The sequence below is a fragment of the Pseudomonas sp. NFIX28 genome (assembly GCF_900107395.1).
Taxonomy (GTDB): domain Bacteria; phylum Pseudomonadota; class Gammaproteobacteria; order Pseudomonadales; family Pseudomonadaceae; genus Aquipseudomonas.
In genome coordinates this window covers 238,685-263,653 of record NZ_FNPW01000008.1, presented here as the reverse complement: position 1 = coordinate 263,653, position 24,969 = coordinate 238,685, and the positions used below count along the sequence as shown (strand labels likewise).

Annotated in this window: 23 protein-coding genes, 4 tRNA genes and 1 pseudogene; 10 read left to right on the top strand and 18 right to left on the bottom strand. The window is 63.0% G+C overall.

From position 1 onward, the window contains the following. Positions 1-8 precede the first annotated feature (8 nt). The 4 genes from lpxK to BLV20_RS17540 all read right to left on the bottom strand — a co-directional run bounded on the left by lpxK (position 9) and on the right by BLV20_RS17540 (position 4,413). Positions 9-1,019 (bottom strand): tetraacyldisaccharide 4'-kinase, encoded by a 1,011-nt coding sequence (gene lpxK, locus BLV20_RS17555; RefSeq protein WP_092303556.1) that lies wholly within the window; start codon positions 1,017-1,019, stop codon positions 9-11. After that, positions 1,019-1,447 (bottom strand): ExbD/TolR family protein, encoded by a 429-nt coding sequence (locus BLV20_RS17550; protein ID WP_092303554.1) that lies wholly within the window; start codon positions 1,445-1,447, stop codon positions 1,019-1,021. Before BLV20_RS17550 ends, lpxK begins: the two co-directional genes overlap by 1 nt. Then, complete coding sequence (locus tag BLV20_RS17545; protein WP_175540221.1) at positions 1,444-2,079, bottom strand: MotA/TolQ/ExbB proton channel family protein; 636 nt, start codon at positions 2,077-2,079, stop codon at positions 1,444-1,446. The genes BLV20_RS17550 and BLV20_RS17545 overlap by 4 nt, the downstream gene beginning before the upstream one ends. A 102-nt stretch (positions 2,080-2,181) precedes the next feature. Beyond that, positions 2,182-4,413 (bottom strand): DNA internalization-related competence protein ComEC/Rec2, encoded by a 2,232-nt coding sequence (locus BLV20_RS17540; RefSeq protein ID WP_092303550.1) that lies wholly within the window; start codon positions 4,411-4,413, stop codon positions 2,182-2,184. 146 nt (positions 4,414-4,559) lie between these two features. Between BLV20_RS17540 and BLV20_RS17535 the strand changes: the two genes are divergently transcribed. Continuing rightward, complete coding sequence (locus tag BLV20_RS17535; protein ID WP_053260192.1) at positions 4,560-5,075, top strand: DUF2062 domain-containing protein; 516 nt, start codon at positions 4,560-4,562, stop codon at positions 5,073-5,075. A gap of 48 nt (positions 5,076-5,123) precedes the next feature. Here BLV20_RS17535 and BLV20_RS17530 read toward each other — a convergent pair whose 3' ends face one another. The 4 genes from BLV20_RS17530 to BLV20_RS17515 all read right to left on the bottom strand — a co-directional run bounded on the left by BLV20_RS17530 (position 5,124) and on the right by BLV20_RS17515 (position 8,291). Further along, complete coding sequence (locus tag BLV20_RS17530) at positions 5,124-5,903, bottom strand: ABC transporter permease (RefSeq protein ID WP_092303548.1); 780 nt, start codon at positions 5,901-5,903, stop codon at positions 5,124-5,126. Beyond that, on the bottom strand, positions 5,900-6,832 hold the full coding sequence (locus tag BLV20_RS17525; protein WP_092303546.1) for an ABC transporter ATP-binding protein: 933 nt from the start codon (positions 6,830-6,832) through the stop codon (positions 5,900-5,902). Before BLV20_RS17525 ends, BLV20_RS17530 begins: the two co-directional genes overlap by 4 nt. 133 nt (positions 6,833-6,965) lie before the next feature. Continuing rightward, on the bottom strand, positions 6,966-7,589 hold the full coding sequence (locus BLV20_RS17520) for a glutathione S-transferase family protein (RefSeq protein ID WP_092303544.1): 624 nt from the start codon (positions 7,587-7,589) through the stop codon (positions 6,966-6,968). A gap of 42 nt (positions 7,590-7,631) precedes the next feature. Then, a complete protein-coding gene (locus BLV20_RS17515) occupies positions 7,632-8,291 on the bottom strand; it encodes a transglutaminase-like domain-containing protein (RefSeq protein WP_092303542.1) in 660 nt (219 codons plus the stop codon). Positions 8,292-8,537: 246 nt separating this feature from the next. Here BLV20_RS17515 and BLV20_RS17510 point away from each other — a divergent pair, with 246 nt between their 5' ends. Both BLV20_RS17510 and BLV20_RS17505 read left to right on the top strand, forming a co-directional pair. Beyond that, a complete protein-coding gene (locus BLV20_RS17510) occupies positions 8,538-10,985 on the top strand; it encodes an acyl-CoA dehydrogenase (RefSeq protein WP_092303540.1) in 2,448 nt (815 codons plus the stop codon). 84 nt (positions 10,986-11,069) lie between these two features. Continuing rightward, entirely contained in the window at positions 11,070-11,477 is a 408-nt protein-coding gene (locus tag BLV20_RS17505) for a PA2817 family protein (protein WP_007931642.1), read from the top strand. Positions 11,478-11,552: 75 nt separating this feature from the next. Here the strand turns inward: BLV20_RS17505 and BLV20_RS17500 are convergent, their stop codons facing one another. Continuing rightward, positions 11,553-12,536 (bottom strand): LysR family transcriptional regulator, encoded by a 984-nt coding sequence (locus tag BLV20_RS17500; protein ID WP_092303538.1) that lies wholly within the window; start codon positions 12,534-12,536, stop codon positions 11,553-11,555. A gap of 91 nt (positions 12,537-12,627) precedes the next feature. Between BLV20_RS17500 and BLV20_RS17495 the strand changes: the two genes are divergently transcribed. The 3 genes from BLV20_RS17495 (at position 12,628) to BLV20_RS17485 (ending at position 14,766) form a co-directional block, all read left to right on the top strand. Then, positions 12,628-13,254, top strand: coding sequence for an alanyl-tRNA editing protein (locus BLV20_RS17495; protein ID WP_092303536.1), 627 nt, complete (start codon positions 12,628-12,630; stop codon positions 13,252-13,254). A 101-nt stretch (positions 13,255-13,355) separates the two neighbouring features. Then, the gene (locus BLV20_RS17490) at positions 13,356-14,126 is read left to right on the top strand and encodes a 2OG-Fe(II) oxygenase (protein WP_092303534.1); all 771 of its coding nucleotides are present in this window, start codon (positions 13,356-13,358) and stop codon (positions 14,124-14,126) included. Position 14,127: 1 nt separating this feature from the next. Then, positions 14,128-14,766, top strand: a complete 639-nt coding sequence (locus BLV20_RS17485; protein ID WP_092303532.1) for a LysE family translocator — start codon at positions 14,128-14,130, stop codon at positions 14,764-14,766. 269 nt (positions 14,767-15,035) lie between these two features. Here the strand turns inward: BLV20_RS17485 and BLV20_RS17480 are convergent. The 4 genes from BLV20_RS17480 to BLV20_RS17465 form a co-directional block, all read right to left on the bottom strand. Beyond that, positions 15,036-15,111, bottom strand: a tRNA-Gly gene (locus BLV20_RS17480). Between the two features lie 3 nt (positions 15,112-15,114). Further along, positions 15,115-15,190, bottom strand: a tRNA-Glu gene (locus BLV20_RS17475). Between the two features lie 104 nt (positions 15,191-15,294). Next, positions 15,295-15,370, bottom strand: a tRNA-Gly gene (locus BLV20_RS17470). A gap of 2 nt (positions 15,371-15,372) precedes the next feature. Beyond that, positions 15,373-15,448 (bottom strand) — tRNA-Glu (locus BLV20_RS17465). Between the two features lie 364 nt (positions 15,449-15,812). Between BLV20_RS17465 and BLV20_RS17460 the strand changes: the two genes are divergently transcribed. Beyond that, the gene (locus BLV20_RS17460) at positions 15,813-16,583 is read left to right on the top strand and encodes a VHS/ENTH/ANTH domain-containing protein (protein ID WP_092303530.1); all 771 of its coding nucleotides are present in this window, start codon (positions 15,813-15,815) and stop codon (positions 16,581-16,583) included. A gap of 87 nt (positions 16,584-16,670) precedes the next feature. Here BLV20_RS17460 and BLV20_RS32085 read toward each other — a convergent pair whose 3' ends face one another. The 3 genes and pseudogenes from BLV20_RS32085 to BLV20_RS17450 all read right to left on the bottom strand — a co-directional run bounded on the left by BLV20_RS32085 (position 16,671) and on the right by BLV20_RS17450 (position 19,599). Continuing rightward, positions 16,671-17,375, bottom strand: coding sequence for a methyl-accepting chemotaxis protein (locus BLV20_RS32085; protein WP_371914323.1), 705 nt, complete (start codon positions 17,373-17,375; stop codon positions 16,671-16,673). Positions 17,376-17,582: 207 nt separating this feature from the next. After that, positions 17,583-17,633: pseudogene (locus BLV20_RS32080) on the bottom strand (hypothetical protein); the annotation flags it as partial. Between the two features lie 1,204 nt (positions 17,634-18,837). After that, positions 18,838-19,599: an SDR family oxidoreductase gene (locus tag BLV20_RS17450; protein ID WP_092303526.1), complete on the bottom strand. Its 762-nt coding sequence runs from the start codon at positions 19,597-19,599 to the stop codon at positions 18,838-18,840. A gap of 240 nt (positions 19,600-19,839) precedes the next feature. Between BLV20_RS17450 and BLV20_RS17445 the strand changes: the two genes are divergently transcribed. Continuing rightward, entirely contained in the window at positions 19,840-20,847 is a 1,008-nt protein-coding gene (locus BLV20_RS17445) for an NADP-dependent oxidoreductase (protein ID WP_092303524.1), read from the top strand. A gap of 106 nt (positions 20,848-20,953) precedes the next feature. Here the strand turns inward: BLV20_RS17445 and pyrF are convergent, their stop codons facing one another. Beyond that, a complete protein-coding gene (gene pyrF, locus BLV20_RS17440; protein WP_007931610.1) occupies positions 20,954-21,652 on the bottom strand; it encodes an orotidine-5'-phosphate decarboxylase in 699 nt (232 codons plus the stop codon). A 316-nt stretch (positions 21,653-21,968) separates the two neighbouring features. Here pyrF and BLV20_RS17435 point away from each other — a divergent pair, with 316 nt between their 5' ends. Continuing rightward, positions 21,969-22,733 carry a response regulator gene (locus BLV20_RS17435; protein ID WP_092303660.1) on the top strand — a complete coding sequence of 255 codons (765 nt, stop codon included), beginning with the start codon at positions 21,969-21,971 and terminating at the stop codon, positions 22,731-22,733. Next, positions 22,733-23,764, top strand: coding sequence for a sensor histidine kinase (locus tag BLV20_RS17430; RefSeq protein WP_092303522.1), 1,032 nt, complete (start codon positions 22,733-22,735; stop codon positions 23,762-23,764). Before BLV20_RS17435 ends, BLV20_RS17430 begins: the two co-directional genes overlap by 1 nt. A gap of 66 nt (positions 23,765-23,830) precedes the next feature. Here the strand turns inward: BLV20_RS17430 and BLV20_RS17425 are convergent, their stop codons facing one another. Then, positions 23,831-24,886, bottom strand: coding sequence for an AI-2E family transporter (locus BLV20_RS17425; protein WP_092303520.1), 1,056 nt, complete (start codon positions 24,884-24,886; stop codon positions 23,831-23,833). Positions 24,887-24,969: the final 83 nt, after the last annotated feature.

Sequence of the window (24,969 nt, the reverse complement as noted above, 5' to 3'; positions counted from 1 at the left end):
AAAAGCGTTTAAGGCAAAAGACGAGCGGGCAACAGGCGCATCAGCTGCGTATCGAACCAGGCCACGAAGGCTGGGGATGGCACAGCATCCACCGCCAGGTACCACCAGTCGGGAGCCGCGAAGGCACGGCATTTCACCGCATCCTTTTCGGTCATGACCAGCGGCAGCGCCGGGGTGAAGCTCAGCGCCTGCGCGCTGTATTCGGCGTGGTCGGCAAAAGCATGCGGGACAGGCCGCCAGTGTAGCGTTTCAAGGGTGGTGAAGAAACGTTGCGGATTGCCGATGCCGGCCACCGCGTGTAACGCCTGCCCTGGCGGGAAATGCTCAAGCCCGCGGCGTTCGCCACTTTGCAGATTGACCAGGGCGGCTGGCGCCAGGCGAAAGGCGAACCCCTCCTCCCGATCTTCGCCGGCACCGTTATAAAGCACCGCATCGACGCTGTGCAGGCGCTCGACTGGCTCGCGCAGCGGCCCGGCCGGCAGGCAGCGCCGGTTGCCCAGCCCACGCGCGGCGTCGATCAGCACCAGCTCGAGGTCGCGCGCCATGCGGTAATGCTGCATGCCGTCGTCGGAGAGAATCAGGTCCAGCGGCTCGGCGGCCAGCAAGGCTTGCACGGCGCGGCTGCGGTCCGGGTCGATCATCAGCGGCACGCCGGTGCGCTGGACGATCAGCAAGGGTTCGTCGCCTGCGACCGCGGCGCTCTGTTCAGCGGCGACCCGCCATGGCCACTGCGGTGGCTTGGCGCCGTACCCCCGGCTGACCACGCCGACCCGCAGCCCGCTGCGCTGGCAATGCTCGATCATCCACAGGATCAGCGGCGTCTTGCCGGTACCGCCGACCGTGATATTACCCACCACCACCAGCGGCACCGGTGGCTGGTAAACCGGGCTCTGACCGGCCAGGAAGCGTTCGCGCTTGCGCACCACTACCCGTCGATAGAGCCATTCCAGGGGCTGCAGCAGTTTCAGCGCGGGATGGCCGTTGTACCAGGCAGCGAGCAAGCGATCGGACATGGCCATCAGGGTGCCGGCGCCGCCTCGACGGTGGTCATGCGCAGATGGCTGAAACCGAGCTTGCCGGCGGCGTCCATCGCGATAATGACCGCCTGATGCTGGGCCTTGCCATCGGCGCTGATGGACAGCGGCAAGCTGGTGTCACCCGCCGACTCCTTCTGCAAGGCTTCGATCAGGCTGGCCAGGTCGCTCTTGGGCAGCACCTGGTTGTTCACCGAAAACACCCCGTCGGCGCTGATGGCGATATCCAGCTGCTTGGTCTGCTGGTCTTCGGCCGGCGAACCGCTGACCGCCTCCGGCAACTCGACGCGCAGTTGGGTTTCCCGGGTAAAGGTGGTGGTCACGACGAAAAACAGCAGCAGGATAAACACCACGTCGATCAACGACGCGAGGTTGATATCGACGGTTTCCCGTGGCTTGCGGCGGAATTTCACGCTTTGCCCTCGGCCAGATCGACGTCGCGGTCGCCCTGCACCACTTCGACCAGCTTGATGGCTTCCTGCTCCATGCCAACGACCAGTTCATCGACCCGGCGCTGCAGGAAACGATGGAAGAACACCGCCGGGATACCCACCATCAGGCCCGACGCAGTGGTGATTAGCGCCTTGGAGATCCCCCCCGCCAGCACCGTGGCGTTGCTGGTCATGCCCGAGCTGGTGAACGAGCTGAAAATATCGATCATGCCCAGCACCGTACCCAGCAAGCCCAGCAGCGGCGCCATGGCCGCGATGGTGCCGAGGGCATTGAGGTAGCGCTCCAGTTCGTGAATGACCCGGGCGGCGGCTTCCTCGATGCACTCTTTCATGACTTCGCGGCCATGCTTGGAGTTGGCCAGGCCGGCGGCCAGGATCTCGCCCAGGGGTGAATGGGCGCGCAGTTCCTTGAGCTTGTCCTTATTGAGCTGTTTGTCCTTGATCCAGCGCCACACCTGCCCCAGCAAATGCGGCGGGGTAACGCGGCTGGCCCGCAGGGTCCACAGCCGCTCGGCAATGATGCCCACCGCGACAATGGAACTCAGAATGATCGGCAACATCATCCAGCCGCCGGATTTGACCAATTCCCACACAGTGACAGTCCCCTCGAAAAAGTGCGCCACTCTAACATAGGGGCCGAATGCACCGAAGAACCTGATGTCGCATGCCTTCCGGCTTTAATAACTAGCGGTTATTTAAGGAAATAGTGGCCATTTGCGCCAAAAGCGCCGCTGCGCCCGCAGGCTCATGGGTTCGGCATAGGTGCCCAGCATCAGCCGCAATGCACCATGCTCTGCGCTGTCGTAAATGACGGTTCCCTGCCGGCGATAACGCTCGATAACCTGCGGGTGTGGGTGCCCGAACCCGTTGCCATGCCCGCGGGAGATCAGCACCGCCGAAGGCGCAAGCGCCTTGAGCAAGGCCGGTGAAGACGAACTGCGGCTGCCATGGTGCGGTGCTTGCAACCACTGGGTTTCGACAGCCAGCGGAGTATCGAGCAAGGCACGCTCCGCCGGGGCATCGATGTCCCCCGTCAGCAGCAAACGCTCGCCCTTGGCCTCGACCTGCATCACGCAGGACTTCTGGTTGCCGTCCTGCGCATCCGCCCATTGCCACAGGGAAAACCGTACGCCGTCCCATTGCCATTGCTCGCCGCTGATACAAGGCTGTGCCGGCAGGGATGCCGGCAAGCCCTCGGGATCGCCGCTGACCAGCCTGGCCACCGGCAAGCCGCGCTGAATGGCATCGGCACCGCCGGCATGGTCGGCATCGGCGTGGCTGAGCAGCATCAGGTCGAGGCGCTCGACACCCAGCTTGCGCAAGGACGGCAGCACTACCCGGGCGCCCAGGTCGGAATCGCCAAACCGCGGGCCGGCGTCGTACAGCATGGCGTGCTCACGCGTGCGGACCAGCACCGCCAGGCCCTGCCCAACATCCAGCTGCCAGACCTCCGCCTCGCCGTATGGCAGGGTATTTTTCGGCGGAAATACCATCAACAGCAGCATCGGCCACCCTAATGGACGCAGCGGCACACCCGCGGGCAGCAACAGCAGCAAAGCCCCCAGCGCGCTGATGCTCCAGGCCCACAGCGGAATGGCCGGCGCTACCCAGGCCGGCCACTGGGCAGCCAGCAGGGTCAGGCCGCGAAACAGCAGGTCCAGCAAGCCACCGGCCAGCCAGAGCAAACCTTCGCCCAGGTAAGGCACCGCCAGGAACAGGGTTCCGAGCAAGGCCGGCGGCAACACCAGCAGGCTGATCCAGGGTTCCGCCAGCAGGTTGGCCAGCGGCCCGCTAAGGCTGATGGGCAAGCCCAGCGCCAACAGCACCGGGCACAGGCCGATGGCGATCAACCATTGAATACGGGTCCAGGACTGCCACCAGCGCCAGCCGCCCAGGCGCCCGCCGAAAATCAGGATGAGCACCGCCACCGCGGTAAAAGACAACCAGAATCCTGGCTGCAGGCTGGCCAGCGGCTCGAACAGCAGCACCGCATTCAGTGCCAGCAGGAATGGCCACCACGCGCCCAGGTGACGAAAGCGCAGGCGCCAGATCAGCACCAGGGCGACCATTACGCAGGCACGACGCACCGGCACATCGAACCCCGCCAGCAACCCGTAGCCCAGGGCCGAAGCGAATGCCAGCCCACAGGCCCAGGGCAACCAGGGCCAGCGTCCAGGCCATAGGCCGTAACGGGCCAGCCCCGCCACCAGGGCGTACATCACCGCGGCCAGCAAACTGATGTGCTGACCGGAAATCACCATCAGGTGCACGGTCCCGGTGTCTTGCAGGACCCGCCAGTCTTCCCGGCTCAACCCCGAGCCATCGCCCAGCACCAGCGCCGCCAGGCCGCCCGCGCGCCCCTGGGCATCGACTTGCAGCAAACGCTGGCGAATGCGCGCACGCCAACTTTCCTGCGTGGCGGCCAGCAATTGCCCATCCTTGACCGTGCCTGTGGCACCGATGCGCTGGGCCAGCAGCCAGGCTTCGTGATCGAAGGCCTGCAGATTGACCAGGCCGACCGGTCGCTTGAGCTTCACCGCCAGGCGCCAGCGCTCACCGCTGTGCACCGGCGGCCCGCCATACCAGGCCAGGCGCAGACGTTGCGGGATCTGCCCGCGCCGCGCTCGCGCGCCTTCCAGCTCGAACCGCACCAAACCTTCGGCCTGCTGCGGCAGCCCTACCACCCGCCCCTCGAGCCAGCGGGTCTCCCCGTCGAGACGTTCCGACAAACGATCGTCCAGCGCCCACTGCGCACTCATGCAGGCCCATGCCAGGCCCAGCAGAAAAAAGGCCAGCGGGTAACCACGAAACGGCAGCAGCATCAAAGCCACTACCAGCAGCACTGCCAGCCATCCGATTGCCGGCAACGCCGGTAAAAAGCGCAGGGTCAGCAGCCCTGCCGCCAACGCCAGCATTCCTGTGCGCATAAGCCCGTCCTTGAGCATTTCGAGTGTTCCCACTCTCTGGCTTAGCTCAGCGGACGGAGCGCCAGCTTTATCATTTGTCACAAAGTCTGAATGGGCGCCTTCTAGAATCCGGGCATACTTGCCGCTTGAACTGACCGAGAAGCCTTATGCCCCGGCGCTTATTCAAACGTTACATGCCAGACCCGACCAGCATCAGGGAACACAAGTCCTTACGCTTTCTTGGCACGTTGCTGCATGACCCCAACCTCTGGCACCTCAACCGGCACTCCGTGGCACGCGCCATGGCGGTTGGCTTGTTCGCGGCCTTTATGCCGATCCCGGCGCAAATGTTGCTGGCGGCCGTGCTGGCGATTTCCGTGCGCGGCAACATGCCGATTGCCGTGAGCCTGGTCTGGCTGACCAATCCGATCACCATGCCACCGGTGTTCTTCTGCACCTATCAGGTCGGTGCCTGGCTGATGAATGTGCCAGCCAGGACCCTGCCCGACGAACTGACCTGGGAATGGATCAGCGGCGAACTCTCGACCCTCTGGCAACCCTTCCTGCTAGGTTCGCTGGTCGCCGGCCTGGTGCTGGGCGCCCTCGCCTATTGCCTGACCATGCTGTACTGGCGCTGGTGGGTCAGCCGGCAATGGCGTCGCCGCAAGCAGAGCCGGCTGTAGAAACGCAAACGGCCTCCCGAGGGAGGCCGTTGTCGTTTCTGCGCGGGCTTACTGGCGCATGCCGCGCCCACTGACCAGCAGGCGGGCACAACCGAAATACAGGGCCACGGTAGCCACCAGCATGAAGGTAATGGCCACGCTGATCTGGATATCCGAAACCCCGAGGATGCCGAAACGGAAAGCGTTGACCATGTGCAGCACCGGGTTGGCCAGCGACACCGTCTGCCAGAACGGCGGCAACAAGGTGATGGAATAGAACACGCCGCCCAGGTAAGTCAGCGGCGTCAGCACGAAAGTCGGGATGATCGAGATATCGTCGAAGTTGCGCGCGAACACCGCGTTGATAAAGCCCAACAGGGAAAAGATCGTCGCGGTCAGGACCACCACCAGCAAGGTAATGCCCAGGTGATGCACTTGCAGATGGGTGAAGAACAGCGACAGCAGCGTCACGATCACGCCCACCGCCAGCCCCCGCAGGACGCCGCCCAGGGTGTAGCCAATGAGGATGGTGTGCGGCGACACCGGCGACACCATCAATTCCTCGATGGAGCGCTGGAACTTGCTACCGAAGAAACTCGAGACCACGTTGCCGTAGGAGTTGGTGATCACCGACATCATGATCAACCCCGGCACGATGTACTCCATATAGGTGAAGCCACCCATGTCGCCAATCTGCCGGCCGATCAGGTTGCCGAAGATCACGAAGTACAGAACCATGGTGATCGCCGGCGGCAGCAGGGTTTGCGGCCAGATCCGGGTAAAACGCCGGACTTCGCGGTAGACAATGGTATTCAGCGCGACCAGGTTGGGCCGTAGCTCGGAACTCATACCGCCACCTTCGACAGGTTTTTCTCCACCAGGGACACGAACAACTCCTCAAGGCGATTGGTTTTGTTACGCAGGCTCAGCACTTCGATGTTCTGCAGGGCCAACTGGCTGAACAGCGCGGTGATACCCACGGCTTTGTCGACCTGGACCTCCAGGGTGTGGCTGTCGACCAGGCGGCACGGATAGCCGGCCAGTTGCGGTGCCACTTTCATATCGGTCTTCAGGTCGAGCAGGAAGGTTTCCACATGCAGCTGGCTGAGCAGCTGGCGCATGCTGGTGTTCTCGACGATGGTGCCGTGGTCGATGATGCCGATGTTGCGGCACAGCTGCTCGGCCTCTTCCAGGTAGTGCGTGGTGAGGATGATGGTGATGCCTTTCTGGTTCAGTTCGGTGAGGAACGTCCACATTGATCGACGCAGCTCGATGTCCACCCCAGCGGTCGGTTCGTCGAGGATCAGCAGGCGCGGTTCGTGCACCAGGGCGCGGGCGATCATCAGGCGGCGCTTCATGCCGCCGGACAGCGAGCGCGACGGCACATCGCGCTTGTCCCACAAGCCGAGCTGGGTCAGGTACTGCTCGGCCCGCTCCTTGGCGACCTTGGTCGGAATGCCGTAGTAACCGGCCTGGGTCACGACAATATCGAAGGTCTTCTCGAACTGGTTGAAGTTGAATTCCTGCGGCACCACGCCGATGCAGCGCTTGAGCGCAGCGGGCTCGCGATCCAGGTCATGGCCGAAGACAGTCACCGTGCCGCTGGTCTTGTTCACCAGGGTGGAAAGGATGCCGATGGTGGTGGATTTGCCGGCACCGTTCGGGCCGAGCAAGGCAAAGAAGTCTCCTTCGGCGACATCCAGATCGATACCACTCAGGGCCTGGAAACCGTTGCCGTAGGTTTTGGTTAGCTGCCGGATGGACAGAGCGGAACTCATATCGGATTTACGCACCAAGAGGGGGGAGAACATTATAGGTAAGGGCGGACCGCCTGCATTGCAACGGCGCCGAATCACCCAATGGTGCTTGCCGACGCCGCACAAGTACAGTCACCCGTATTGATAGTCAGTATTAAGTCAACGCGGTCATCACCGCCTTGCGATAGGCCGGACGCTGCTGCAGGCGTGCGTACCAGGCTTGCAGATGGGGCAGTTGCGGACGCTCGATGGGCATTTCGAACCAGGCATAGATAAAGCTGCCCAGGGGGATGTCGCCCATGCCGATTTCTTCGCCGGACAGGTAGGGATGTTCGGCCAAGGCCTGGTCGACCACAGTCAGCAATTCGCCGCAGGTGTTCAGCGCGGCATGGATCTTGTCCCAGTCCTGCTGCTCCGACGGCGTGCGCAACACACCCCAGAATAGGTGGCGGAAGGGTTCGGCGAAGGTCGAGGTGGTCCAGTCCATCCACTTCTCGGCCGAGGCCCGCGCCCGCACATCGCTTGGGTACCAGGCAGTACCGGCGGCATGGCGCGCGGCGAGATAACGCACGATGGTGTTGGACTCCCACAGCACGAAGCCGTCGTCCTCGATCAGCGGAATCCGCCCATTGGGGTTCATCGCCCGATACGCCGGGGTATCCACCACGCCGAACGCACCACCGGCATCCACCGCTTCATAGGCCAGGCCGAGCTCTTCGGCGCACCACAATGCCTTCCTGACATTCGACGAGTTTTTTCGCCCCCAGATCTTCAGCATGACCGCTCCTCAGTGATGAATGCCGAGGCAGTCTACGCCGGATCAGACCTGACTCAAATCACTCTGCATGTCGCCCAGCAGCAACGGCATCTGCTCGGCGAACAGATGCGGATAACACGTTTCCAGGTGTTTGAAGAAGAAGGTCTCGGGGACGTCGGCGAATTGTCCGTGGTCCAGCACGTACTCCATCATCTGCTCGCCCTGGCGATTGAACGGGTGGAACACGCTGTCATGACGGCCATCGAACTCCAGTGGCGCTACATCGTACATCTCGCAGAGTTTCCGGTTGAACGCCGGCGTGGCCTTGACCCAGCGGCCTTGCAGGTACAGCTCGGTATAGCCGTGCATGGCAAACACATCACTGCGCAGCAACTCCAGCAAACGCGGGGTCGACAAGTGATTGCGCACGTCCGCCAGGCCGATCCGCGCGGCGATCCCGCAATGCCGCGCGCAGCCGGCGAGCAAGGTGGCCTTGGGCACGCAGTAACTTTCGCCAGTAGCCAGGGCATGGCTGCCACGCAGGGTCTCGGGGTCCCGACTGAAGGTGTAGGGGTTGTAGCGCACGGCTTCGCGCACTGCGTAATAGAGGTTCACTGCCTGCTCCAGCGGATCGCCGCTGACGCCACGATGAGTTTCGGCGAACTCCACCACCGCAGGGTGGTCACTATCGATGAAGCGGCTGGGACTCAGGTACTCGTGCATGAGGATGATCTCCGAGTGAAGCCTGGAGTCTAACGACGGCCCGGCCACAGCGATAACGACGTTTCGGCCAAACATCAGAGGCTGCCGCTTCGAGCCTGACAAGATCGACAAACTGCTGACCCAATGCCTGACGCGCTGCGTCCGCTTCTTCTTACCGATTCAAGCGCACTGCCCTGTCACACCCTTTTGTCGGATGCCGACTAAGCTCTGGGGGTGCTTTGGCCCTGGTTTCACGGAGGATTAAATATGCTGTTGTTGTGGATACTGGTTCTGCTGGTCGGTATTGCCTACCTGGCCCACCGCCGCATCGCCCCTCTGCCCGCCCTGGGCGTGGTGGCCGTCTACCTGCTGGCCATGGGCGCCTTCAGCCGTACACCGGGCTGGTTGTTGCTGATCTTCTGGGTGTTGCTGGCGGCGGTGGCCGCAGCCTTGCTGTTGCCCGACCTGCGTCGCAAATACTTCAGTGCCCCGCTGTTCAGCTGGTTCCAGAAAGTCCTGCCGCCGATGTCGCAAACCGAACGCGACGCCATCGACGCCGGCACGGTCTGGTGGGACGGTGAGCTGTTCAGCGGCCGTCCGGACTGGGACAAGTTGCTGGCCTACCCGAAAGCCCAGCTGAGCGAAGAGGAACAGGCCTTCCTCGACGGCCCTACCGAAGAGCTGTGCGCCATGGTCAGCGACTGGCAGATCGGCCAGTCCATGGACCTGCCGCCCGCCGCCTGGGAGCACATCAAGCAAAACGGCTTCTTTGCCCTGATCATTCCCAAGGAATTCGGCGGCAAGGGATTCTCCGCCTATGCCCACTCACAAGTGGCGATGAAACTGGCGACCCGCAGCGGCGACCTGGCATCCACCGTGATGGTCCCCAACTCCCTGGGCCCGGCCGAATTGCTGCTGCATTACGGCACCGACGAACAGCGCAACCATTACCTGCCGCGGCTGGCCCGTGGCGACGACATTCCCTGCTTCGCCCTTACCGGCCCACTGGCCGGTTCCGACGCCGGCGCCATGCCCGACACCGGCGTGATCTGCAAAGGCCAATGGCAAGGCGAGGAAACCATCGGCCTGCGCCTGAACTGGGAAAAGCGCTACATCACCCTCGGCCCGGTCGCCACCCTTCTCGGCCTGGCCTTCAAGGCCTACGACCCGGACCACCTGCTGGGCGAGGAGGAAGACCTGGGGATCAGCCTGGCACTGATCCCGACCGACACCCCCGGTGTGGAAATCGGCCGTCGCCACTTGCCGCTCGGCGCCGCCTTCATGAATGGCCCGAACTCCGGCAAGGACGTGTTCATTCCCCTGGACTTCCTTATCGGCGGCCAGGAAATGCTCGGCAAGGGCTGGATGATGCTGATGAACTGCTTGTCGGTCGGCCGTTCGATTTCCCTGCCTGCCGTAGGCACCGGCGCGGCCAAGTTCACCAGCCTGGTGACCGGCCAATACGCCCAGGTGCGCGAGCAGTTCAACGTCCCGCTGAACGCTTTCGAAGGCATCCAGGAAGCCCTGGCCCGCATCGGCGGCAATGCCTGGCTGATGGACAGTGCGCGGATGCTCACGGCCAACGCCGTCGACCTGGGAGAGAAGCCTTCGGTGCTGTCGGCGATTCTCAAGTACCACCTGACCGAACGCGGTCGCGAGTGCATCAGCCATGCCATGGATGTGCACGGCGGCAAGGCCATCATCATGGGCCCGAATAACTATCTGGGCCGCAGTTGGCAAGGCGCACCGATCTTCATCACCGTGGAGGGCGCGAACATCCTCTCGCGCAACCTGATGATCTTCGGCCAGGGCGCGATTCGCTGCCATCCATTCGTGCTCAAGGAAATGGCCCTGGCCGACCGCGAGGACCACGATCAGGCGCTGGTCGAATTCGACGGCCTGCTGCTCCAGCACATCGGTTTTGCCGTGAGCAACGCAGCCAGCACCCTGGTGCTGAACCTGGGCCTGGGACATCTCGAACCGGCACCGGGAGACAAGCTCAGCCAAGGCTATTTCCGCGCGCTCAATCGCCAGGCCGCGGCCTTCGCCATGCTGGCCGACCTGAGCATGATGCTGCTGGGCGGCGAACTGAAACGCCGCGAACGCCTGTCGGCACGCCTCGGCGATGTGCTCAGCCACATGTACCTCGCCTCCGCTGCGCTCAAGCGTTACCACGACCTGGATTCGCCAGAGCATCTGCGACCGTTGTTCACCTGGGCCATGGAAGAAAGCCTCGGCCAGTCGGAACGGGCCCTGGACGAACTGCTCGAGAACTTCCCGAACCGGGTGCTGGGTTGCCTGCTGCGGGTGCTGGTATTCCCGTTCGGCCGGCGTCATAAAGGCCCGTCCGACCGGCTGGACGCCGAGGTCGCCGCGGTCATCGGCCGAGCCAAGGGCGACCCGACCCTGGAAGAGCTGCTGGCCGGCTGCTACCGCCCACAATCGGCCGAGGACCCGGTCGGCGCCTTGCAACATGCCTGCGACCTGTTGAGCGCCAGCCATCCGCTGCAGAAAAAACTGCACGAGGCGCTGAAAAGCGGCCAGGTCAAACCAGTCGCCGGCGAGCATGCCATCGACGCCGCGCTGGAGGCCGGGGTATTGCAGCCAGTGGAAGCCCAGACCCTGCGCGAGGCTGAAGCCGCCCGGCGCAAAGTCATCGATGTCGATGACTTCGCCAAGGAAGAGCTGCCCCTGGGCGAAGGGAAAACCCGCTAAGGCGCAAGACCGCCAGGCGGATTATGAAACCGGGCGCGGGAGCTATATACTCCCGCGCCCGTTTTGCTGTTGAGGACTCATGTCATGTCCAACGTCGTCGCCGATCATCTCGTCCTGCTCGACCATTTGCGCAGTATCCTGGTCGCCGTGGGCGAAGCCGAGCAGGTTCCCGAAGAAAGCCATGCCTTGTTCCTGGAACGCTTCGACGAACTGCGCGCCTCGCTGCCGATCGACCCGATCGAAAGCCAGTACCTGGGCCAGGACCTGCTGTGCCAGGTCATGCAGCGTTATCCACAAGTCGCCCATCTGGTGCCGCGCGACCTGCTGTGGTTCTTCGCCGGGGATTGCCTGCACTACATGCCCGACGAAGAAATCGACCTGTACCAGGCTCTCGAAGAGCGCCGCTACGAGGCCGAGCAGAACGATGAGCCGTTCGACTGGAACCAGGAAAAGCAGCTGCTGGCGCTCTCCGCCCAGGACAGCAAGCACTGAGTCCGGCCGCCGGAAAACATAAAGGCCCGCACGGTTGAACCGGCGGGCCTTTTTTTCTGCGCATGAGCGTCCGGCTCAGCTTGCGCCATTCCCTTCAGGCACTTCGCTGCCCTTCTCCTCGTGCCTGCCCTGCCGGCTCAAGGTCGGTTCCTTCGCCAGGCACTCCACCAGGTAATCGATAAACACCCGCAGCTTCGGCGGCAGGTAGCGGGTTGGCGAGTGCAACAGCCAAGCGCCGCCATGGTAGGAAGCGAGAAAGGTCCAGTCCGGCAACACCTGCACCAACAAGCCCTGCTCCAGGGCATGCCGCGCAGTGAAGTAAGGCAGGCTGCCGATGCCGATATGTTCCAGCACCGCTCCCAGCCGGACCCCGGTGTGATTGGCCGCATAACGCCCACGCACGCCGACAGTCACCAACTTGCCGCCCTTCTTGAACTTCCAGCGTGCATCGCTGGGGGTTTCGCCCAGGTAAATACAACTGTGGTTGAGCAGATCATGAGGATGGCTCGGCGTCCCGTGTTCGGCCAGGTATTGCGGCGTAGCGCACAGTATGTGGTCGATGGTCAGCAACTGACGCCCCACCAGCCCCGCCGGCGGTCGATCGGTGATGCGGATGGCCAGGTCAACGTTATCGTCGATCAAGTCGACGTTGCGATCTTCCAGCAGCAGCTCGACGTCGACCTTGGGGTAACGCCGCAGGAACTCGGGCATGTACGGATGCACGACAAACCGCCCGACGGCCTTGGGCACGCTGATCCGCACCAGCCCTTCGGCCTCATGGGTGAATTGACCGCTGATTTCCATCACCGACTTGGCGGCGCTGACCATCTCGCTGCAACGCTTGAAGACCTCCTCGCCGCCTTCGCTCAAACGCAACTTGCGTGTGGTGCGTTGCAGCAGGCGAATGGCCAACGCCTTTTCCAGGCGAGAAATGCTGCGACTCACCGCCGACGGCGAGGAGCCCAGCTGGCGAGCGGCTTCGGAGAAGCTGCCGACCTCGACGACCTTGACGAAAATCGCCATCTCACCCAGCAGCGGAAGAGGAAGATTTATGCTCACAGCGCAACAGTCCTTTGAGGTTTGAACGGATTATCACGCAATTCCACCGGACCATATAATTAAAAAAGGTATTTTAATAAGGGCACGGAATATGACGCTTCGCCTCTTTTTTCATAATGATGAACTCAAGGCCAACGTTGAAGTGCTCGAATGCACACCGCAGGAAAACGAGTTTGCTGTGATCCTGCGCGCCACGATCTTTCATCCCCAGGGCGGCGGCCAGCCCTGCGATACCGGCTGGATCGGTGAAAGCCAGGTATTGCGCGTGGTCCAGGAACCCGAGCGAATCGTTCATTACGTCGATCTTCCGGTACAGCCGGGCATGGTCCAGGTACAGGTCGATGAACAGCGTCGCCAGTTCAATACCCGTATGCACTCGGCCGGACACTTGATCGGTCATTTCGGCGAAGCCCGCGGCTGGATACCGGTCAAGGCTCATCACTGGCCTGGCGAGGGCCGCGTGTCCTTCAAGCCTGGGGACAGCCCGCAGGAGCTCGACGTCGAAAGCCTGCAGAACGGAATTCAGCAATGGATCGCCGCGGACCTGCCGCGCCTGGTCTCGCTGCGTGAAGGCTCGCGGGAAATCGGTTTCGGCGAGCTTCCCGCCTATGGCTGCGGAGGTACCCATGTGAAGTGCCTGAAGGAACTGGGCAACGTCACCATCGCCTCCCTCTCGCAAAAGAAAGGAATGCTATCGGTTCACTACGACGTGGACTGATTCATCGGCGATGTCGCCTTGCCCATCACACGACGCATCGCCTGAGACAGGGGAAACCCGCGTGCGCGGGTTCGACGATTATCGGATAGAGGGATCTGCAGATGATGCTTGACGTCGAGCGTCTCGATGAGACGTGCATACAGAAACTGGCCCATGAACAAGTGCTCGCCCTGCGTATCAAGAACTTCCTGCCGCACACCCAGGCAATCCAGCTGGGTGACAAGATTCTCGCCCCCGGCTTCGAGGGCTATATCAACGCTCCCAGTATCGGGCGGATCGGCATGGCGTTTTATGAAGCGGAAAACCAGCCGCTGCTGATCGAGGACTATTTCGAGCGCGCCACCGCCAATATCGCCGAGCTGCGCACCCGTTGCGCCCCCTATGCCTCGCCTGTCGACACCCTGCGCTGCATGCTCGATGAATCCTGGCCAGCCGGCGCCCACCTGGAAAACCTGTATGGCCGCAAGATGTACGTCGGCCTGTCCCGCGTGGTGAAGCCCGGCGTGTGCTTCCTTGCCCATCACGACATTTTCGCCAAGGACGCCCCGGACAGTTTCCAGGCGCGCAGCCTGGAAGCGCAATTCGCCTGCAATCTCTACCTGAACATGCCCCACGCCGGCGGGGCCCTGCAGATGTGGGATCACGATATTTCGCCGGACCAGTTCGATGAGATGCGCGGCGACAGCTACGGCATCGATCCCGCCCTGCTCGGCACGCCTTCGCTGGAGGTCCGTCCGGAGCCCGGGGACTTCATCATGTTCAATTCAAGGCGTATGCACGCCGTCACCCCAGGGGTGGCCGATCCGCGCTTGAGCCTGTCCTTTTTTGTCGGCTACCGCGGCAACTCGTCCCCCCTGACCTTCTGGAGTTGAAATGCTTTCCAACTATCTAGGCGAATTCCTGGCCCTGGCGACCATCCACTTTCTTGCGGTAGTGGCTCCAGGGCCTGACTTTGCCGTAACCATCCGCCAGAGCGTGCGCTTTGGCCGGGTGGTTGGTCTGTGTACGGCCATTGGCATCGGTGCGGGAATTTCCGTGCATGTGCTGTACACCTTGCTCGGAGTCGGTGCGCTGATGCACACCACGCCGTGGCTGTTGAGCGTGGCCAAGGTGGTGGGCGGCGCCTACATCCTGTATTTGGGGATCAGCCTGCTGCGCAGCAAACCCAAGACGTCGATCGAAGGCAGCGACACGGCCAACGATCAGCCACAACAGCAGACCTTGTCCAAGGCCTTCATGACCGGCTTTCTGACCAATGCCACCAATCCCAAGGCCACGCTGTTCTTCCTGGCGATTTTCACCACGGTGATCAGCGCCACCACGCCCCTCAAGGTGCAGGCGCTCTACGGTGTGTGGATGTGCTGTGTGAATGCGCTGTGGTTCGTGATTGTCGCGCTGTTCTTTTCCAGCTCCCGGGTGCGCCTGCTGTTCCTGCGCATGGGCCACTGGTTCGAACGGACCATGGGCGTGATCCTGATTCTGTTCGCCGGGCGCCTGATCCTGTCGATGTAGTCATGCCAGTGTCCGCGCGGCCGTGCTCTTGGCTGCCGGGCAACAGCGTCACTTCAGTTGATCGTCACGCTGTCCCGCCCTTTCGCGAGAGGCGGGATATTGTTTGGCGCCGTGCCGCGCCGATACCAGCGAACACAAGCATAAAGAGCCACCTCCGTTAAGAAGTGCTCTAGAGCAGTGGCGGAAGAATTTCGGAGGCAAAAAAAGGGTCCCTTTCGGGACCCTTTTTCGATGAGCTACAGATCGTTGAAAATCTGTAGCTCCATGTTTGGAGCGGGAAACGAGACTCGAACTCGCGACCCCGACCTTGGCAAGGTCGTGCTCTACCAACTGAGCTATTCCCGCAAATGGCGTCCCCTAGGGGACTCGAACCCCTGTTACCGCCGTGAAAGGGCGGTGTCCTAGGCCACTAGACGAAGGGGACACGCTACCCGGAACACATGGTGTGTGTTTCGGTGTCCAGATCCGCATCCGAAGACTTGGTTCTGGTTTCACTCAGCCCCGCCCGAAAGCAGTGCCGTTTAAAATTGGAGCGGGAAACGAGACTCGAACTCGCGACCCCGACCTTGGCAAGGTCGTGCTCTACCAACTGAGCTATTCCCGCATTGGCGTCCCCTAGGGGACTCGAACCCCTGTTACCGCCGTGAAAGGGCGGTGTCCTAGGCCACTAGACGAAGGGGACACACTACAACATTCACTCCCTGCCGCGTTTCGCTGTGTGCTTTACGCTGCAAGTGGCGCGCATTCTATGGATGGATTGGAGGGTCGTCAACCCCCTGATATAAATTTATTTAAATCAATGACTTCGGGGTGGTTTGCGAGCCCTTTCGGGCATTTATGCAGCCTGTGCCTTGACGCCTATATTCTGACACTCGACAAGGCGCTATAGTCCGCCTCCCTAGGTGATGGCAATATGGAACCAGCCAGACGTTGCTTATATATGTAGGGAATCGATCGGATTCTGCTCGTCGACCTGCGCTAGGCGCCCCAAGGCTAAGTCACTACACTCGCCACTCGTACGCGAACCCCAGAAAGAGGTCTTAACGGTGACACCACTCATGATCACCCTGCTAGTAGTAGCCGGGATCGTAATATTGATCGCCATTGGCTACATGAACCATGTGGTGGAAAACAACAAACTGGAAAAGGCCCGTACCAAGGTCGAACTCAATGACCGCCTGCGCCGCTGCGGCGAAATCACCGAAACCTTCCCCGGCCAGTTCATGTCGCCGGCGCTCAAGCTGTTGATCACCCGTCTGGAGTTCAACGTCGTTCAGCGCCTGTTGAACCTGAACAAGTCCGATGCAGCGATCAAGGCACGCATCGTCGAGTTGAACGCGCTGGTCGGCCAGGGCGAATCGATTCCGGTCAACAACCCGCCCTGCCCGATCCAGACCGAAGCCAAGGCCAAGGATGTGCGCTTTCTTTTGGAAGCCCTGCATGGCCAGGTCACTCGCGCCGCCCAGGACGGTTTCCTGCCGACCAACGAAGCCAAGCACTGGATCCGGGAGATCCGCCACATCCTGGTGTTGTTGCACATCGAGTTCTTCAACAACCTCGGCCAATTCGCCCTGCAGCAGGATCAGCCTGGCCAGGCGCGGCTGGCGTTCGAGCGCGGCGTGCAGTACCTGCGCAAGCAGCCGGACCCGGCGGTCTATCGGGAACAGCTGGAGTACCTGGAGAAACTCCTGGCCCGCTCCAATGCGATGGTCTTGACCAACACCCAGCCAGTCGAGGGCGAGGTCAACCAATTGACCGAAGGCCTGAAGGTCGTCGAAGCCGACGCCGACTGGAAAAAGAAAGCCATTTACGACTGACCGGCAACAGCCGCGCGAGCCATTCGCGCGGCGCGCTCTATAAGGCTGCGTCCCTGGCGACGCGGCCTGCAGCAAGCATCAGCGGCATTACAACCGGAAATGCCCGACCATCCCCTTCAACTCCGCCCCCAATTGCGCCAGCTCGATGCTCGACGCTGCGTTGCCTTGCATGGCCAGTGACGACTGATCGGCACTGGCGCGGATGCTGGTAACGCTGCGATTGATCTCTTCGGCGACCGAGCTTTGTTGCTCGGCGGCAGCGGCAATCTGCTGGTTCATCTGCTGAATCAGCGACACCGCCGCGGCAATGCTGCCCAGCGCGCTTTCGGTCTGCAACGCGTCGCTGACCGCCAGCTTGACCAGTTCGCCGCTGCTCTGGATCTGCTGCACCGAGGACTGCGCCGCCGAGCGCAAGGCACTGACCAGGCGCTCGATTTCTTCGGTCGATTGCTGGGTGCGCTTGGCCAGGGCCCGGACTTCGTCGGCCACCACCGCGAAGCCCCTGCCCTGCTCGCCGGCACGCGCCGCTTCGATGGCCGCGTTCAGCGCCAGCAGGTTGGTCTGCTCGGCGACGCTCTTGATCACACTGAGCACGGTGCCGATGTTCTGGATCTCCGCGCTCAGGCTTTCAATGCTGGAACTGGCGCTATTGGCCGAGTCCGCCAGCTGTTCGATGCGCTGCATGCTCTGACGCACCACCTGCTGGCCGCTCTCGACCTTGTCGTCGGCGGTCTGTGCCGCCTGGGCCGCCTCTTCGGCATTGCGCGCGACATCGTGCACGGTGGCGGTCATCTGGTTCATCGCCGTGGCCACCTGCTCGGTTTCTTCCTTCTGGCTGCTGACTTCTAGATTGGTCTGCTCGGTCACCGCCGACAGCGAGTGGGCCGAGTTGGCCAATTGCTCGATGCCTGCCTGCAGGCCGCTGACAATCCCGCTCAGGCCGCTGCCCATCTGCTGCATCGCCAGCATCAACTGGCCGATTTCGTCCCGGCGCGTCACCTCCACCGTCGCGCTCAGGTCGCCGGCGGCGATCTGCTGCGCCACGCGCATCACGCTGCGCAACGGGGCAACGATCAAACGGGTGATGACCCAGGCCGCCAGCACGCCGACCAGCAACGCCAAGGCCGACGAAGCGATGATCAGCAGCGAGTTCTTTTTCAGCTCCGCCTGCATCGACTGGTCCTGCGCGCCGTAGGCCTGGTCGACCCGCTCCATCACTTGCGCGGCGCGTTCGTGCAGCTGCTGGTAGACCTTTTTCTCTTGCATCAGCAAACCGGTGTATTCGGCAAGCTTCTCGCTGAAACCACCGATATGCCCGACCACCTCGTTGAGCACGGTCTGATAGCCGGCGTCCTTGACCAGGGTTTTGAGCTGCTCGGCCTGGGCGAGAGCCTGATCGGCCTGCTCGATCTTGCCCTGCTCGACCTCTTCCTCGCCCTTGCGGCTTTGGTCCAGGCGTACCCGGGCCTCGTTCATGGCTTGCAGCATCAGGCGCGAGACCTGGCTGACCTGATTGGCCTGCTCGATGAACTCGGCGCCCTCCTTGCCGGCGGACTCCTTGAGCGTATAGGTGCCGTCGTCGGCCAGGCCGGCCTGCAGCACATCGAGGTTATTGGCCACGCTGGAGACCGACCAACTGGCCATTTCCAGCGCCAGGTCCTTGGCCTGGGTCAGCTCGACGAACTCGTCGAAAGCCTTGCGGTAGGCTCCCAGCGCCTGCTCGACGTCAGTCATCACCGGTACGTTCGCCGCCGAGCGCTCCTTGAGCTGGGCCGCCAGGGCCAGCAAGGCATCGACGCCCTCATGCAAGGCATCCGCGGTTTTTGCGTCGCCGTGCAAGGCATAGTTCTGTTCGAGCAGGCGAACCTTGAGCAGGCCGCTGTTGAGCGACGACATCTGCTTGAGGCCGTCGAAACGCTGGCTGATGGTCTGCAGGGACCAGACGCCGATGGCGGCCACCAGTGCCGTCAGCAGCAGCACCAGGGTGAAGCCGACACCCAATTTCTTCGCCATGCCGAGGTTGGCAAAACGTCCGTTCGTGGCCGAATTCATTGCGCTCAATCCCCTTCCAGTCCCCAATGGCAACAAGGCCATTCTCCAGTTTTGCAGGTTCGCAACGGGCTGCACTGGAGCACAAGTCTCTAGCGTCGGAATAATGGCAAAAAGCTACGTCCAGGTCGTTTTCAGAATGGTCGAGGTCGATCCGGTAGAGCCCTGGCAACGCTTGTTCACCAGGGCCGTCCATAAGCGAGCGTCAGATGGCAGTGGCGCCACCGTCCACCGCCAGCGCATGGCCGGTGGTGAAGGCCGCGCCGTCGCTGCACAGGTACAACACCGCGCTGGCGATTTCCTCGACCGTGCCGATCCGCCCGACCGGGTGCATGGCCGCGGCGAATTCGGCTTTCCTCGGGTCAGCTTCGTAGGCACGGCGGAACATATCGGTATCGATCACCGCCGGGCACACCGCGTTGACGCGGATTTTCTTCTTCGCGTACTCGATCGCCGCCGACTTGGTCAGGCCGATCACCGCATGCTTGGAGGCAGCATAAATGCTCATCTTCGGCGCCGCACCGAGGCCGGCCACCGACGCCGTGTTGACGATGGCCCCGCCGCCCTGGGCGAGCAGCAGCGGCAACTGGTGCTTCATGCACAGCCAGACGCCCTTGACGTTGACTCCCATGATCGCGTCGAACTCATCCAGGGTGCCATCCGCCAGCTTGCCCTTCTCGATTTCGATCCCGGCATTGTTGAAGGCATAGTCCAGGCGACCGTAGCTGCTCAGCACCTGTGCCATCAGGTGCTGCACATCCGCCTCGTCGGTGACGTTGCAACGCACGAACAGCGCCTCGCCACCGGCGGCGCGAATCAATTGCACCGTGCCCTCGCCACCGGCGACGTCCAGGTCGGCCGCCACCACTTTCAGCCCCTGCGCGGCGAACGCCAGGGCCGTGGCCCGGCCAATGCCCGCCGCTGCGCCAGTGACCAAAACGACCTGGCCGGAAAACGTCATGCTCATTGTTATGCCCTCGATGGAATGCACTGCACGGATAGGATTGGGCGCCAGTCTAGGCACAGCCTTTGGCCGCGCGGCAGCACTATCAGAGGGCCGGTTGCCCGCTTATGGGCGGTGGTGATGAAGGCCCCCGCGGGACCATCACGCCTTTGGATCGGCCGTTATTCGCTGCAGCGGCAAACCTTGCGGCATCGCGGTTGAAGGTCTATCAACTAAGGCTCCATTGATCCTCGAGTGCCTGCCATGACCGCCCTGACCAATCGCCAGTTCCTGCTCGCCAAACGCCCGGTGGGCGCGGCGACCCGCGAAACCTTCACCTACCAGCAGGTTCCCGTCGGCGAACCGGCGGCAGGACAGATCCTGGTGAAAAATGAATACCTGTCCCTCGACCCGGCCATGCGCGGCTGGATGAACGAAGGCAAGTCCTACATCCCGCCGGTGGGCATCGGCGAAGTGATGCGCGCCCTGGGCGTGGGCCAGGTGATCGCCTCGAACCATCCCGGCTTCGCCGTCGGCGACTACGTCAATGGCGCCCTGGGCGTGCAGGACTATTTCCTCGGCGAGCCGCGCGGCTTCTATAAGGTCGACCCGAAACTCGCGCCATTGCCGCGCTACCTGTCGGCCCTGGGCATGACCGGCATGACCGCCTATTTCGCCCTGCTGGACGTCGGCGCGCCAAAGGCCGGCGAAACCGTGGTGCTGTCGGGCGCGGCCGGCGCGGTGGGCAGCATTGCCGGGCAGATCGCCAAGATCAAGGGCTGCCGGGTGGTCGGCATCGCGGGCGGCCAGGACAAGTGCAAGTTCCTGATCGACGAACTGGGCTTCGATGGCGCGATCGACTACAAGAGCGAAGACGTGCATGCCGGCCTCAAACGCGAATGCCCGAAAGGCGTCGATGTGTATTTCGACAACGTCGGCGGCGACATTCTCGATGCCGTGCTCAGCCGCCTGAACTTCAAGGCGCGGGTGGTGATCTGCGGCGCCATCAGCCAGTACAACAATAAGGAAGCGGTCAAGGGTCCGGCCAACTACCTGTCGTTACTGGTCAATCGCGCGCGCATGGAAGGTTTTGTGGTGATGGACTACGCCGCCCAGTTCGCCGCCGCCGGGCAGGAAATGGCCGGCTGGATGGCCAAGGGGCAGCTCAAGAGCAAGGAGGATATCGTCGAGGGGCTGGAAACCTTCCCCGAAACGCTGATGAAACTGTTCAGCGGCGAGAACTTCGGCAAGCTGGTGCTGAAAGTCAATTGATCATCGAGGGCTGAAACGCATCGCGGGCAAGTCGGATCGCCGCCCGCGCGCTCCTACATGAAGATGTGGAGCGCGACTTACCCGCGATGGGTCTTGCGGGCGCAGCTTAGGCCAGCTCGGCCACCACGGCCGCCAGGGCCTTGGCTGGATCGGCCGCCTGGCTGATCGGACGGCCGATCACCAGATAATCGGAACCGGCATCCAGCGCCTGGCGCGGGGTGAGGATACGGCGCTGGTCGTCCTGGGCGCTGCCTGCCGGACGAATCCCCGGGGTCACCAGTTGCAGCGACGGGTGCGCGGCCTTTAGCGCCTGGGCTTCCAGGGCCGAACAGACCAGGCCGTCCATGCCGGCCTTTTCCGCCAGCGCCGCCAGGCGCAGCACCTGCTCCTGAGGTTCGATATCCAGGCCGATGCCGGCCAGGTCTTCACGCTCCATGCTGGTCAGCACGGTCACGCCGATCAGCAGCGGTTTCGGGCCGCTGCGCTGGTCGAGCACTTCGCGGCAGGCCGCCATCATGCGCAGGCCACCGGAGCAGTGCACATTGACCATCCACACGCCCATCTCGGCAGCGGCCTTGACGGCCATCGCGGTGGTGTTGGGGATGTCATGGAATTTCAGGTCGAGGAAGACTTCAAAACCCTTGTCGCGCAGGGTGCCGACGATTTCCGAGGCGCAACTGGTGAACAGTTCCTTGCCGACTTTGACCCGGCACAGCTTGGGGTCCAGCTGATCAGCCAGTTTCAGTGCGGCGTCACGGGTGGGAAAGTCCAGGGCGACGATGATAGGAGTCTGGCAAGCGGACATGAAGGGGCTCTCAGGCAAGTCGAAATCGGCGCGGATTGTAGCGCAAGCGACGACGCTCCGGGACCCGATGATCGGTAATTCATCGCCAGCGGCAGCACCCAGGCTAATAAAACCGCGCAAATGCCCGCTCCTGGCAGTAATTGTGTCGAGACCGATACACTCCCGACACGCCGGCAACAACCCGCCCGGCTACTCTCGCCAGCCGCAACCCCCCCGAGCAGCACTTCCAGCCCCAGGGCCGGACGCCTATGCTGAAGCCACCACCACGCCGCCCCTTCTTTGTGGCAGGCAGCCTACCTGGCAGATGATCGCACGCATGCATAACATTCCAGCCCCTCTCAACGACGATCAGAAAGCACCCAGCACGAGTGACGACAAACGCTGGAACACCCGGGCACTGATCGTCGACGACGATGTACCGATCCGCGAGCTGCTGATCGACTACCTGGCCCGCTTCAATATCCACGCCACTGGCGTGACCGACGGAGCGGCGATGCGCCAGGCCTTGCAGGCGGAACACTTCGACGTGGTGGTGCTCGACCTGATGCTGCCCGGCGAAGATGGCCTGTCGCTGTGCCGCTGGCTGCGCACCGAGTCGGACATCCCGATCCTGATGCTCACCGCCCGCTGCGAGCCCACCGACCGGATCATCGGCCTGGAGCTGGGGGCCGACGACTACATGGCCAAGCCCTTCGAGCCCCGGGAACTGGTGGCGCGGATCCAGACCATCCTGCGCCGGGTGCGCGATGACCGTTCCGAGCAGCGGGCCAATATCCGCTTCGACAACTGGCGGCTGAACAGCGTACTGCGCCAGTTGATCTCCGCCGACGGGCTTGTGGTCCCGCTGTCCAACGCCGAGTTCCGCCTGCTCTGGGTCTTTATCGAACGCCCGCGCCGGGTGCTGAGCCGCGAACAGTTGCTGGACGCCGCTCGCGGGCGCTCCATCGAAGCCTTCGATCGCAGCATCGACCTGCTGGTCTCGCGCCTGCGGCAGAAACTCGGCGACGACCCGAAATCGCCGCAGTTGATCAAGACCGTGCGGGGTGAAGGCTACCTGTTCGACGCCCGAGACATCGGCTGATGCGCGGGCGCTTCGATACGCTGTTCGGCCGCCTGTTCGGGGTGTTGCTGATCGCGATCGTGCTGGCTCACCTGCTCGCCTTCTTCTGGTTCCGCCTCTACGGCCCGCCACACCCGCCGCCCGCCAACGAAACCAGCGGCCCATCCGCCAGCGCGCGCTTCGAGCCCCGCCCGCCGCGCCCCTGGTTCGGCGGGCCGATCGTGCCGCTGACGTTCCAGTTCATTTCGCTGATCATCGCCGCCTGGTACGGCGCCAAGCTGCTGACCCGGCCGATCCAGCGCCTGAGCGATGCCGCCGAACGGCTCAGCGAAGACCTCGACAGCCCGCCGCTGGACGAGTCCGGCCCACGGGAAGCGCGACAGGCGGCCCATACCTTCAACCTGATGCAGCGGCGCATCCAGGAACAGGTCAAGCAACGCGGGCGCATGCTTGGCGCGGTTTCCCATGACCTGCGCACGCCCCTGTCGCGCCTCAAGTTGCGCCTGGAACAGATCGACGACGACAAGCTGCAAGCACAGATGCGCCAGGACCTCGACGACATGATCAGCATGCTCGACGCGACCTTGAGCTACCTGCATGAACAGCGCACCAGCGAAACCGTGCAATGGATGGACGTGCAGGCGCTGGTGGAGTCGCTCTGCGAAAACGCCCAGGACCAGGGCGCCGATGTGCAGGTCAGCGGCCATTGCGCGCCCCTGCAGGTGCAGCCGATGGCTTTGCGTTCCTGCCTGAACAACCTGCTGGACAACGCCTTGCGCTATGCCGGGCATGCCCGCATCAGCCTGCAAGACAGCCGCGAGCAACTACTGATCCGGGTCATCGACCATGGCCCGGGCATCGCCGAAGACCAGCGCGAAGCAGTGTTCGAACCCTTTTACCGGCTGGAAGGCTCGCGCAACCGCAACTCCGGCGGCGTCGGCCTGGGCATGACCATCGCCCGCGAGGCCGCCGAGCGCCTGGGCGGGCAACTGCACCTGGAAGAAACCCCAGGAGGCGGGCTGACCACCGTGGTGCGCCTGCCCCGCGCCTGAGCCGCCCGTTTCCCAACCGCTACCCCCGCTTCGCGGCCGATCGCGGCCGCGCGGGTCCGGCGGCGGCTACAGGCGCTTGTCTTCGACTCGCGCCTGGCTCGTGCTCCAGTCGGTCAGCAAGCTGTAGGCCACGGCCAGCAGGGTCGGGCCGATGAACAGGCCAATGAAGCCGAACGCGATCAGGCCGCCAAAGACCCCGAGCAGGACGATCACCAGCGGCAGGTTGCCACCGCGGCTGATCAAGTAAGGTTTGAGCACGTTGTCGACGCCACTGATGATGAACGTGCCCCACATACCCAGGAACACCGCCATCCCGTATTCGCCCTTCCAGGCCAGCCAGGCGGTGGCCGGGATCCACACCAGCGGCGGGCCCATGGGAATCAGGCTGAGCAGGAAGGTGACGATCCCCAGCACCAGCGCGCCCGGCACACCAGCGATCAGGAAGCCGACCAGGGCCAGGACCGCCTGGGCCGCCGCGGTGCCGATCACGCCGTTGACCACCCGCTGCACCGTACCGGCCACCAGGCCGATGTAATAGCCGGCGCGATCGCCGATAAGGCGCTCCAGCAGCCCGTGGACGAACGCCGCCAGGCGCGGACCGTCGCGATAGAAGAAAAATACGAAGACGATACTCAGGGTCAGCTCGAGGATCCCGCCGCCAACTTGCGCACTGCGGGCCAGCAGCCAGTTGCCGACTTGCCCCAGGTATGGCTTGACCGCCTGCATCATCGCCGCGCCCTGCTGGTCGATGCTGTTCCATAGCCCCAGCAGCCGCCCGCCAACTACCGGCACACCGCCCAGCCACTCCGGCGCTTCGGGCAGGCCATCGACCTGGACATCCTTGATAAAAGCCGTGGCGTCGCGCACATGGTCGGCCAGGTTGAGGCCAAGCCAGACCAGCGGCGCCGCCACCAGCAGCATCCAGCTCAGGGTCAGCAAGGCCGCGGCCAAAGACTCGCGGCCGTTGAGCCAGCGCGTCAGCAGGCGCATCAGCGGCCAGCTGGCAAACGCCAGCACCGCTCCCCAGAACAACGCGGACCAGAACGGCGCCATGACCCAGAAACTGGCGCCGAACAGCACCAGAAGCAGGATCTGCACCAACAGGCGATCATTATTGAGCATGTAGATTCTCGAGAAAGGTCAACTCAGCAAGCGTAGGCGAACAGTGGACCGCACGTTCGCCTGCGCTCGTTCAATGTAGCTAT